5 protein-coding genes are annotated in these 12943 nt (G+C 35.3%); 1 reads left to right on the forward strand and 4 read right to left on the reverse strand.

Annotated features, from left to right (window positions below):
- The 4 genes from ACE94K_RS21215 to ACE94K_RS21230 all read right to left on the reverse strand — a co-directional run bounded on the left by ACE94K_RS21215 (position 1) and on the right by ACE94K_RS21230 (position 8800).
- Positions 1-1368 (reverse strand): glucoamylase family protein, encoded by a 1368-nt coding sequence (locus ACE94K_RS21215; protein ID WP_378177287.1) that lies wholly within the window; start codon positions 1366-1368, stop codon positions 1-3.
- Positions 1369-1422: 54 nt separating this feature from the next.
- Positions 1423-2862, reverse strand: a complete 1440-nt coding sequence (locus tag ACE94K_RS21220; protein ID WP_378177290.1) for a RagB/SusD family nutrient uptake outer membrane protein — start codon at positions 2860-2862, stop codon at positions 1423-1425.
- Positions 2863-2872: 10 nt separating this feature from the next.
- The gene (locus ACE94K_RS21225; RefSeq protein WP_378177293.1) at positions 2873-5866 is read right to left on the reverse strand and encodes a SusC/RagA family TonB-linked outer membrane protein; all 2994 of its coding nucleotides are present in this window, start codon (positions 5864-5866) and stop codon (positions 2873-2875) included.
- A 192-nt stretch (positions 5867-6058) separates the two neighbouring features.
- Entirely contained in the window at positions 6059-8800 is a 2742-nt protein-coding gene (locus ACE94K_RS21230) for a LuxR C-terminal-related transcriptional regulator (RefSeq protein ID WP_378177296.1), read from the reverse strand.
- A gap of 585 nt (positions 8801-9385) precedes the next feature.
- Here ACE94K_RS21230 and ACE94K_RS21235 point away from each other — a divergent pair.
- On the forward strand, positions 9386-12784 hold the full coding sequence (locus ACE94K_RS21235; RefSeq protein ID WP_378177299.1) for a T9SS type A sorting domain-containing protein: 3399 nt from the start codon (positions 9386-9388) through the stop codon (positions 12782-12784).
- Positions 12785-12943: the final 159 nt, after the last annotated feature.

The following is a 12943-nucleotide window of genomic DNA, read 5'->3' on the forward strand; positions in this document are numbered from 1 at the left end:
TCAAAAGGTAAATCCTAATTTGGTCAATCCTTCCTGCACATCAGAATCGCTCATAAACAAATTCCAGAGCAATTGCGTTCGATAATTTTCTATCATTGCTATAATGGGTCCTTGGTCAATTGCCAAATATCCATCAGAAACCCACTCTGCCGATTCATTAAACGCATCATAGAAACCATATTCTCCCCATAATTGGTCATTTTTCTTATAATAGAAATGCTCTAATGCCTGTCTGGATTGTTCTGGAGTGAATGGAAATGCAGACAACGCTGCGGTTGGAGTAATTGTTCCATTATCTTCTGTAGGACTATGTACCCCATAGCCGCCTGGTTCGTCACTGGCAGTTAGTCCCCAGCTATCTCTGCTATACCCTCTAAATCCCTGAGGGTTCTCTACACAATAATTGTAGTTGATTAAAGAATGTGCTCTGTTTTGACTAAAATAATCAGCATATTGGTCACGTAGATTTCTTGGATCCAAGCCAATAAAAGAATAATGAGAGAAGAATAAAGGTCCTCCAAGGTCTTCGCCCAAAGGTAAAACCACCCCTAAAAAGGATTTATTATTAGTCATGTCACCATTTCGAGCCCAACCATTATCATAGGTTTCTTTTGTAATCGGGTGCGTAGGCGAGGCTGCTCCAAGGATATACACTATCAAGGCTTCATTCCACCCTTGGACTTGTAAATTAAGATCAAAACCAAAATTTTCTGACCAATGCCAAGTAATTACGTTTTGTCCTCTCTCGTGCCAATCCCATTCTACGTTTTCCCAAATAGCTCTAATTCTACTTCGAATATTTCCTTCATCTACTGTGTCTTCTGTAAAAAACTGTCTGGCAATCAAAAGCCCCTGTATCAAAAAAGCCGTTTCTACAATATCACCACCATCATCTAAAGTACTAAAAGGAATGGTCTGACCGGTATCTCCCGAATACCAATGCGAATAGACACCGTGATACGTCTCTGCATTCTCCAGAAACGTTAAAATCTTTTGCAAACGTTGTATGGCTTCATCTCTGGTTATCCAACCTCGATTTACCGCAGCCGGGAAACACGCAATTCCAAATCCAGATCCTCCGATGGTTATTAATTTGGAATCAGGACCGTTCTGCGATCGCTCCCTTGCCATACCACTATCTGGTTCTGCAAAATCCCAAAAATAGCTGAAGGTACGTTCTTGCACCAGATCTAATAACTGTTCAAAAGGAATCTCTGGTACCTGATTTTCTTGTTCTACAATAGGAGAAACATCAGGAGGTGGTGGCAAGGTATCCTCTGCTGTACAATTTTGAAATAAAAGCAATACCATACCCATCATAATACCTATACCGATCATATTTCTATATCTTTTCTGTAATTCATTCATAATATTATTCTTATGCAATTTTTTACAATTCAGTGTTTTGCTATAACACAATTTTTAATACCCATTATTTTGGATTAATAATCCCCCGCTGATATTGATTTGCTGTTGCGGTATGGGAAATACTTCATGTTTTCCATCGATAAATGGTTTACCGTGAGCTCTCATAACGGCTCCCGCTCGTCCTTGACGGACCAAATCAAAATAGCGATCGTGTTCAAATGCCAACTCTACACGTCTTTCTCTCCAAACTGCCATTTGATCTACCGAGTTAAGACTAGAAAGCCCAGCTCGATTTCTAACCAAGTTTAATGGTGTCAACGCATCGCCACCTATCTGAGTGGCTGCTTCAGCGTTCATTAACAAAACTTCTGCATATCGAAGGACCCGTATGTTTTTATCACTTTGAGAAACCGCTGTAAACCTGCTAGAATATGCCTTTTGATTATATCTTGGATTCACCACAGTATTTGGCACTTCTCTACCATCAAATAAGGTTTCTCCTCTAAAAATAATAGTGGCATCTCTTCTTAGATCACCTGGTTCATAGGCATTAACAAGATCTTGAGTAGGTGTATTGAATCCCCAGCCCCAACCGCCAAGACCTCTAGCGCCTTGACTTACGCTATATTCTAATATTCCAGCAGCCGGAAGTTCTCCTCTTCCTTGTATTTCAAAAATGGATTCTTGATTATTTTCCTCTTCTGCTTTCCAGATATCTTCATAATTTGGTGTGAGACCATATTCTCCCGAGCTAATAATTTCGTTGGTTAAAGTAAGTACGGTTTCCCATTTATTCTGATACATGCTCACCTTGGCCAAGAGGGCTTTTGCCGCACCTTTTGTAGCTCTACCTAGTTCTGAAATGTTGTATTGACTCTTTTCGGGTAATAATTCTATGGCGTTAAGAAGATCCTCTTCAATAAAGGCAAACGTTTCTTCTCTGGATGCTCTTTGTAACAATGTTGTTGGATCGGCATTAATGTCAGGTACATCTTGGATTAAGGGAACACCTCCAAAGGTCTTTACCAGTCTAAAATACATTAGAGCCCGAAGAAAGGTAGCTTCTCCTATCAGTCTATCTTTTAACGAATCTTCAATCTCAAAATCCTTCAATCGATTTAAAGCCTGATTGGCTCTTTGAATACCATCATAATGTGCTTCCCAGACTTCGTTAAAAGAAAGAGAGGTAGCATCAAATGTAAGTGCATCCAATAAATTCTTATCTGCTCCGGTATCGCCTGGATCACTTCCTTTATCCGCATCATCGGATGTAATACTTGAAACACCATTCCAAGAAAAAGAACTCATCGAAAATTGAAGAAAAATGTTATAGACTGCGTTTACCAGCTCAGTTGCTTTTTCCGATGTAATTGCTTCTTCAGTTTCCTCATTAGAAGGAATTTCAAGATAATCCTCACTACAACTTACCAAACTGATAAACAGTAAGGTCGTAAGTAATGTTATAATAATTTCATTTTTTATAGTTGCATTCATAAACCTAGATTTAAAAAGATACATTCAGACCTACATAAAAGGATCGCAAAGACGGGTATGCGTTTAATTCGATTCCGGCAGTACCTAATGGATCTCCCACTAACTCGGGAGTAAATCCTGAGAATTTTTGAAAGATTATTGGGTTTCTCGCCGTTGTATATACTCTGATTTTAGAAAATGGACCCGAAGCGTCCTCTGGTATGGTATATCCTAAAGTAATATTATTGATTCTGAAGAAATCCCCGGATTCGAGGAAATATGTTGAAGACAGAGGAACATCATTAGAAGCAATGGGATCTGTATTACTTGGTCTGCCAGATGTCCACCTTCTATTAAAAACCTGTTGCTCTACGTTTTCGTTTCCGAATCGCTGTGCTTTTTTACCATTGTACACTTCGTTACCAAGATTGGCGAGCGTCTCGATTGAAAAATCAAAATTCTTATAATCCACACTTAGACTTGATCCAATTACTATTTTAGGTATATACGAGCCAAAATATTTTCTATCTCCCTCATCTACAATACCATTATTATTGACATCATCGTACACTAATTCTCCACGATCGTCAATTCCGATAACATCATATAGAAAGAAACTTCCTAAAGGTCTCCCTACAGTAACTCGCTTTGTAAATTGACCATTGTCAATGCTTCCTCCATCCTGTTCATTAAAAAACGGATTCGTAACCTTAGTTAATTCGTTTTGGTTATAAGTAAAATTTGAACTCAAGGTATATCGAAGTTCACCGATAGCATCAGACCAATTGAAAGAAGCTTCAAACCCTTCATTAACTATCTCTCCTACGTGAGAATTAAAAGGTTCAAATCCAAAAACGTCCGGAAGTTGAATTTGCAAAATTGCATTTGTATTTGTTCTTTTATAATAGTCCATCTCTCCGGTTAAGCGACGGTTAAAAACTGAAAATTCAACACCAAAATCTATTTCATTGGTTATTTCCCAGGTTAATTCTTCATCTATAGCCCCGGTAATGGTTATACCTTGTTGTAGTTCTTCATCCGGACCAAAAGAATAAAACCCTCCATCACCAGTAGTCACATTAAGAATATTTGGAGGTGTATTTTGATTACCAAGCTCACCATAACTCGCTCTAAACTTGAGTACATCGAAAATACTATTTTCCATAAAACTTTCTTCGCTAACTACCCAACCTGCACTTACTGCATAAAAATCTCCAAAACGTTTTCCTCTGGTAAACTTGCTAGCACCATCTCTTCTATATGAAGCATTTAATAAATATTTGTCATTAAAATCATAGTTCACTCTTGCGATGTAGGAAAATAATCTACCAAAACCGTCACTAATCGATCCCCCGGCAGGTGTTTGCTCCACTAAATCTCCGGTATTTAGGTTGAATCTTAAATTTCTATCGGTTGGTACATTTTCTCTTGTACCGACAAGAAATTCTCTTTTCCCTTCTTCGGTGGTGATTCCTAAGGTAACTTTTATACCATGTACATCTGCAAATCGTTTATCAAAAGTTAAATAGTTATCCCAAAACCAACGATATATATTCGATTGTTCTGCTCTTAAAATGGTTCTTGGGAGATCTTCCTCTACACGAAAATAATCTGCCTCTGTCCGAGTGGGATCATCTGCTAAGAACAAGCCTAATAAGTTAACAAATTGATAAAATCTGGCATATTCATTTTCGATAGAAAAGCGAGAAGTTACTGTCAAAGGCTCAATGACCTTATAATCCAGCTTAAAAGTTCCTTGTATTTTGAAAAACTTTTGATCTTCATCCTGAAAAAATAAATCTTTAACCGGATTGGATACATTGTTTAATCCTATAGATGTACCAAAATTTCCATTCTCGTCTCTAACCGGAATAATCGGAGCCTGTTTGTATGCATTAGTAAATGCATTAAAACTCTTTGGCGTAGCATTTGCTAATTGAACGCTTACATTATTAGAGAATGTAAATGAATCACTGATTCTATAATCTGTATTGGATCTAAGAGTCAAACGATCAAAGTCGTTACCCAATAAAATTCCTTCTTCTTTATTGAAACCCATACTAAAAAAGGATCGTATGTTATCTGATCCACCAGACAAAGAGAGGTTATTATTCGTAATTATCCCCTGTCTTGTAATCTCATCCAACCAGTTGGTATTATACTGCTGATTTGCTAAGAGAAATCCAGTAGTGTCATTGTCATTATTTGGGTCACCATCTCTACGCAGGTCTCTTCTTCTTGCTTCGTTACTAAAAGTTACAAATGACGATGCATCTGCCATTTCTACTCTGGTAACTATATCCCGAAAACCTGTAAATGAATCAAAGTTAATTTCCATTTTACCAGACCTCCCCTTTTTGGTAGTTACTATAATCACACCATTGGCACCTCTATTACCATAAATTGCCAGTGAAGCCGCATCCTTTAATACATCAATACGTTCGATATCAGAAGAATTTATGTTATTGATATTATTGGTAAGAATACCATCTACAACATACAAGGGGTCTCTTCCTCCTTGTATGGTTCCTAATCCTCTTATGATAACATTTGGAGCTTGACCAGGAGCATCAGAAGAAGTGATCTGAACTCCGGCGGCGTTTCCTTGAAGTGCTTGCAAAGGATTAAGCACAGGTTCTGCTGCCAGATCATCTCCATCCACAGAAGAGACAGAACTGGTCAAAATAGCTTTACGCTGTGTTCCATATCCAACAACAATTACCTGATCCAATTGATCAATTTCTTCATTGAGTTGAATAGTGTATTCATCTTCTTTAGTAACAACGAAGTTTGTTGTTTCAAAACCGACATAGCTGATCTCGATAATTGCTCCTTCTTTGGCTTTGATTTCAAAAATTCCATCAAAATCGCTTAGTGTTCCTGTAGTTGTTCCTTGAATAAGTACTGAGGCTCCCGGTAAAGGAGTACCGGTTGGATCCGTTACGGTACCTTTGATCATTTTTTGTGCCAGTCCCTGATGAAGAATCCCAGTAAACAACAAAATAGTAAGAAATGATAGTTTCATATTATAGTTATGTTTTCCTTATGTGAAATTACATCAATGAGAATAAACGATATCTCGAGTAGTTGTCTAAAAAATACTTTTTTAACTAAATAACTGATAATCAAATAGAAAAAACATTACTAAAACTTAAATTTTAACAATGTGATGTAGTAGTGATGCAGTAAATTTTACGGTAAAAAAGTAAGAATATGATTAAAAAAGAGTTAAAAAATTATGAAAATTATCATCTGTTGCCAATTCTAGCTTTTTTCTTAATCGATAGCGATGCAATTCTACACCACGAACTGTAATACCCATTAATGGAGCAATTTCTTTGGTAGTTAAACCGGTCTTTATGTAAGCGCAGAGTTTTAGATCTTTGGTAGTAAGTTTAGGATATGATTCTAATAATTTTTTAAAGAAATCTTTATGAAGATCATTGAAACTAGATTGAAAAATTTTCCAGTCATTGTCATCACCCAAATAATTTTTTGAAACTGATAATAATCGTTTGGTCCTATACTGATTAGGTGAGAGCTCTTTTAATCGATTTAATTCATTTCTCAATTCAATAATCATTTCATTTTTTTTGATCACAGAAGCTGTAGAACTGGTGAGTTCTCTTTTTTTATCTAACACCTCTCGTTCCAGATTTTCTTTTTCTATTTTTGCAATTCGCTCTTGAGTTTGTTTTATATATGCTCTTTGCATCGCTATCTGTTGCTTTCTTATTTTAATCTTATTTCTTCTGTAAATTAAAAAGATGATAAGAAGAAAAATAAGCGTGTAAACTAGTTTGAGATATATGGACAAGTACCACGGTGGTGAAATATTAAACTGCACTGTTGTTGTAGCATTCTTATTTCTAAAATCTAATTGATAATCTCCGTAAGGTAAGTTTTGCAAAATGACTTTTCCGTTTTCAAGCACTCCTTCTTGTACCAGCCTACCCGAAAGCGCATAGGATATCTCTCTTTCTATTGAATATGGCGCATACACTTCAAAAGTTATATTTCGAGAATCGTTAAAAGGTAGAGTGAAACTATCCAGAAGCTCTTGGTTACCGTTTGGAGTAACTATTTTATCAACGATTGGAGGATAAACAATTTCTTTATCTAAACTTTTGGCTAATAGCCTCAAATTCATCAGTACCATTCCGTCATTAAGATTTAACACACGTAATGAATCATTAAGAACATTTACCTTTTCGTATCCGGAAACTAATCGGTTTTGTAATTCTGAAGTTTTTAACTGAAAAATCGTAGTGAAATCCGTGTCGGTAAATACAATTTTCTCACCTATATTTTTATCAATAAGCCAATAGTGCCCATTGTCTCGACCTACAAGGTCTTTTCCTAATAGTTTGGAATATTCCGAGTATTCACCTATGCTATCGCCTTCTTTAAAATATGAAAACCACCTACCAGAATTTTGAAACAATACTTGATTCCCTATGTGAAAAGGCTCTGTTGTGTATTGTTTAAATTTTTCATGTGTCCCATAATCCTTTTTATCAATTGCCCTAGTATGATCTTTATTAAGTATTATTCTGTAGATACCCTTGTATGGATGTGAAGCCCAGATAATCCCATCAGACTCTTGTATAATTTTTTGTACCGGAAACATAATATTTTCAACCAGCTGGGTTTGCCATTCTCCATCTTTGTAACTTAATTTCAGGATTCCGGAATATGTTCCTAAAAGATATTCTTCATTTCGACCCTCTATTGGTGTAATCTCAAAGACTCCTCCATTACTAAGATCAATAGGAAAAATTGAATCATTCTCTATACGATATATTCCATTGTTGTGACCTGCTAACAAATGATTTTTCACAGTAAACAAATCCCACACCTGTCCTTCAGAGCCTTTAATTAACTCTAGATTTCCTGCTTCTGAAAGTTTATAAACTCCCGTATTACTTGCCAAATAATAGAATCCTTTAAAAAAAACTACATCATAAACAGTTCCCAGAGTACCGGTGATATCTGTATAATATGATAGCGAATTTTCAAAATTGATATTAGTAATTCCGTTATCCAATGACACCCATAAATGTCCTTGATCAAATTTTAGTCCAAGCACTGTATTATTATGTAACCCTGAAGATTTTTCCAGTGTGTATGCCTTTTGACTACTTAGATTATAAACAATAACCCCCTTTTTAATTGTTCCGAAAGCAATCTCATTTTCGTTTATAAATAATGCTTTATTTAAAATTGTCGCTTTTAATAAGGAATTTATTTGTGGAGAAAGGGAAACAACTTTATTGTTTTTTCGGATAAACCCTCCTTCTCCTTCATCATAAAGAAATAACATTTCTTTTGTAGCAGCTAAACTTGTAATAATTTGTAGTCCAGGATTTTTTGTATCCGATTGAAATGGTTTTAAAACTCCTTCTTTAAGTTCATACAAACCTGAATTTCTAATAGATATCAAAATTTTATCCTGAAATATTTCAATATCCACAACTCCTTGACTACCATCGATAAACCGAATTTGTTCACCATCGTACTCATACACCCCGCCAAAAGATCTAAAATATATAGAGTTATTGTGCTGAATGATTTCCCAAAAATCTTCATTTACTAACGTATGATCAGGGCTAAGCAGATTTATTAAGGAAGTGTACTGATATAAGCCTAAAGTATCCTTGCTCCAGTACCCAAACTCTTCATAAGAACCGGTATATATCCTATCATTATCACAATATACAGATCTTACAATGGTTTTATTAGGCAACGGATACAAGTCCCACAGATGTCCATTATAACGTAAAAGCCCTCTGTTATTAGCTACATAAACTACACCCTGCTCATCAACATCAATACCCCAATTTTGGTTATCTGCCTTGTAGTTTTCTATAGTGTAATTTTCGATTTCAGGATAGAAAATTTGACAATATGCACTGATATTTATACACGCAAAAAGTAACGATACTATATAATACTTCATAATCATCAAGTATTCACTTAGGTCTAAAAGTAATAAAATTTTATTGACAGACTTTATCAAATAAGGTTAGATAACCCATTTACCTCGTTTTATTATAATTAAATATTTTATCAATAGACCATTCACCAATAAGTTTGGTATTGCTACTTAAAGTTTGTGCATTAGAAGTTTGAAATTACTAATTGTTCATGAAAACTGAGAACAACGTTCTAAAGCTTCATCAAAAGTATCTTCATCCAAAGATTAAATATCATCTGAACAACTAAAGGCCATGAATGTACCTCCGTCTAAGTAGTTAAACTCTCTGCACCCACAATCCTCATCGTCGTTGGAGCAAGCACAAATAGCTATAAACATTAGGAAGAAGTATACTTTTTTCATTATTAAGAAATTTAGCAGCAAATAAACATTATCGTCATTAATTTTCACAATATACACTAAACGTTACTTTCAGGAGTTATCAAAATCACAGGTATTTGATAAAAAACTACATACTTGGGGTAAAATCATAATATATCCCTTCGAAAAAAATAAATAAGTTGCACTATTAAATCTACTTATCGTTAACACACAAACCTCAATACTATGAAAAAAAGATTTTTATTTCTAATTGTATTACTTCTTTCTATATCAGTCCATTCTCAAAAAAAAGAAGTTACCAGAAACATTCAAGAAATTCTATCTAATCCTTTTACCTCTAAAAAAGATGGAAGAAAAAGAACCTTTGATGATATCATAAAAGAAGCCGATACGTTTTTTAAAATTACCTGTCCCGGATTAACATTTGCAGAATTATCTCAAGGTGATTTTAGAGATGGTGATTTTGTAAAATACCAAAGATGGAAAAGTTTTTGGAAACATCACTTAAATGAAGATGGTACTCTAGGAGATTTTACTCAATCCAAGATTTCGCAAAAACGTTCTTCTAGTGCCAATTGTCAAGATTCTGATTATAATGCAGAGTGGAGCGCTGTAAATTATAATGGCAACTTTGGTTATCAAATCGATATGGGTAGAGTGAGTAGTATTGGTTTTCATCCTACAAATCCAGATATTTTTTGGGTAGGTGCTGCTTTTGGTGGAATCTGGAAAACCATAGACGGTGGCCAATCATATATCAATTTAAATGATAATTTGCCTCATACAGCAGTTTCAGATATTATTGTAAACCCTACTAATCCAGATAGAATTATTATTGCGTTGAGTGATATCGTTTGGTATGGTCCTGCCGGTATTGGTATTTACGAATCGACCGATGGAGGTGTAAGCTTTACTCCTACCAACTTGACTTTTACCTTGCCACAGAATATTAGAATTTATGAAATAGATGTAAATCCTAATAATGCTAATGAATTTCTGGTAGCAACTTCTAATGGATTATACAGAACTACTGATTATTTTAACACCACGACTAGAATAATAAATGCAAACATCAGAGCGGTAAGATATAGCTTAAACTCTAATAATGTGTTTGCAGGAGGTGCTAGCGGGCAATTTTATGTGAGTACTGATAATGGTCAAAATTTTAGCTTAAGTAATGATTTTGGAAGTGGACAGGTAAGAATTGCTGTTTCAAATAAAACAAATTCCGGATATGTAGCAGTTACCAATGGTTCTGTCCTGAATGTATCATCAGACTTTGGGCAAAACTTTAGTCAAAAAACGCTACCAGAATCGAACTGTGTGGTTTCGTTTGCTAATAATTCTGATTCTAATATCGTTGTTGGTAACTTTGAATGTTATGCTTCTAGTGACGGAGGAGATAACTTTCAGGCTACCACACAATGGTTAGGACGAGATGGTCTTCCTTTTATTCACGTAGATCAACGAAATATATACACAAACCCGTTACAACCTGACTTTATTTATTATTGTAATGATGGTGGTGTTTTTAGGTATTCTGTGTCAGACAGATCTTTTGCCAATTTATCTTCAGATTTGTTTATCACGCAATATTATGATATCGCAGTTTCTCAAACCGATGCGAATATTTTAGGAGCCGGATCTCAAGATAACGGAAATGTAACTAGAAACTCTAATGGTTCTTGGCAAAGTTATGAGCCAACGGCAGACGGAATGGGGCAAGAAATTGATTTTAACAATCCTGCCAATCGTTACTATGCCATTCAAAATGGAGCGTTACGAAAATGGGTCAACGGAACGCGAACTTTTATTTCTCCTCCTGGAGAAGATGGAAATGGAGCTTGGGAAACTCCTTTCAAGTTAGATCCTAATAATTCTAACCGAATTATCATTGGATACAACAGCGTATACGCATCTGATGATCAAGGGTCTAATTGGACTGTTATTGGAGATAATATCAGCCCATCTCAGGACTTAGAACAAATAGCCATTGCAAAAACAAATTCTGATAAAATGTATGCTTCGCGAAACAATGTAGTGTATGCAAAGGACGCCAGTAGTTTGAATTGGACGTCTGGTGCTACTCCGGTAAATCAATATATTTCTGATTTAGAAGTGCATCCTACAGATGAAAATACGGTTTTTATCTCTTATGGAGGATATACCAATAATGGGAAAGTTTATAAATCTGTTGATGGAGGAAATAGTTGGCAAAACATTTCATATAATTTACCGAACATCCCTGTGCTCTCGTTGGAAACTTATGATACCCAGGCTGGTTCCATTTTTATAGGAACGTATAATGGTGTTTTCTTTTTGGAAAACGGCACACAAGAGTGGAAAAAATATGGGTGTCTGCCAAATACTTCGGTCAATGATATAGAAATTCAATACTTAAATGAAGGCAAAATATTTATCGGAACACACGGAAGAGGAATTTTTGAAGCGTCATTGTCACCTCTACAATGCAATGAAACAGTGACTCCTTATGTAAATAATGGAGCCGAATGGTTACAGCAGAGTACGCTTAATGTCTGTCTGGGAGAAGATATTTATTTAGGTATGCAAAATGTCGGATTAGAAAATGTGCAGATCCAATATCCCGATGGAACTATCGATGATACTCCTGATATTTCAACAGCTTGGAGTTTTAGTAATGTTCAAACTTCAGATTCAGGGTCTTACGTAGTTTCTTATAATAATGGATCCTGTACTGCACAATCAACCATTGTATTAAATGTGCAAGAACCGCTTGGACTGACGCCATTTGTAAATGATGGAACAAGTTGGTTTCAACAAGATCATCTGGAAATTTGTGAAGGCGCCAATATTTATCTGGGCGTACAAAATGCAGGTACATCCAATTTTGAAATCGAATACCCTGACGGAACCATAGATACTACACCTGATTTATCCACAGCCTGGCAACTAACCAATGTACAGCCTTCTAATTCTGGAACTTATATCGTAAGATATAAAAATCAAAATGCCTGTAATGAAGATAGTACACAAAACCTTTCCTTAACCGTACATCCTTCAAATCCTGATTTGTCTGACGCTGCTCAAATAAATATAGACGACACGGGATATGTTCCGATGCAAAACAATTCACAAACCAATATTAATGCAGGTAGTAATATCAATTTACGACTACCATCATCACTTTATAACGGTTCGCTAACCTGGACAGCTCCGGATAACGCCACTTACACCTCAGAAGAAATCTCTTTTGAAACTGTTTCAGACAATGACGATGGCATCGAGGGAAATTGGACAGTAGAAGTGAACTTTACAAATGATTGCAATAGCACATCGCAAACTTTGCAATTCGCAATTAATATTGAACCCACCTTAAGTATTTCAGAAATTACTGAAAGCGCACTAAATATTTATCAAGATCCGATGTTACATCACGTTTATATTGATGGCATCAAGAATGATAAGCTGATTGACATTTCAGTATTTAACGTGAGTGGTAAACTTGTGCAAAGAATATCTGATAAATCGACAGGTGAAACTTCCAAGACAATTGATCTATCTGCTTATAATAGTGGAGTGTATATTTTAATTTTTAAACAAGGAAACTCAAAATTCGTAAAAAAAATCGTGAAGGGTTCTTAGGACTAAATTTTAAAAAATACTATTGATTTGCAAAATGCAAAAGGCTTCTAAATTTCAGAAGCTTTTTGTTTTTGTGCAAATACCAAGCTTATGTTATTTTACTTCTTACTGATTTTGCAATTATATATAAAAAGATTGATCTGCATACTGTCAATAATA

Source organism: Aquimarina besae, assembly GCF_042434905.1.
Taxonomy (GTDB): Bacteria; Bacteroidota; Bacteroidia; order Flavobacteriales; family Flavobacteriaceae; genus Aquimarina.

What these genes read in the sequence shown, in the direction of transcription:
- ACE94K_RS21235 (WP_378177299.1), top strand. Translation starts at nt 9,386, where the DNA reads ATGAAAAAAAGATTTTTATTTCTAATTGTATTACTTCTTTCTATATCA.
- ACE94K_RS21220 (WP_378177290.1), bottom strand. Translation starts at nt 2,862, where the DNA reads ATGAATGCAACTATAAAAAATGAAATTATTATAACATTACTTACGACC.
- ACE94K_RS21230 (WP_378177296.1), bottom strand. Translation starts at nt 8,800, where the DNA reads ATGAAGTATTATATAGTATCGTTACTTTTTGCGTGTATAAATATCAGT.
- ACE94K_RS21225 (WP_378177293.1), bottom strand. Translation starts at nt 5,866, where the DNA reads ATGAAACTATCATTTCTTACTATTTTGTTGTTTACTGGGATTCTTCAT.
- ACE94K_RS21215 (WP_378177287.1), bottom strand. Translation starts at nt 1,368, where the DNA reads ATGAATGAATTACAGAAAAGATATAGAAATATGATCGGTATAGGTATT.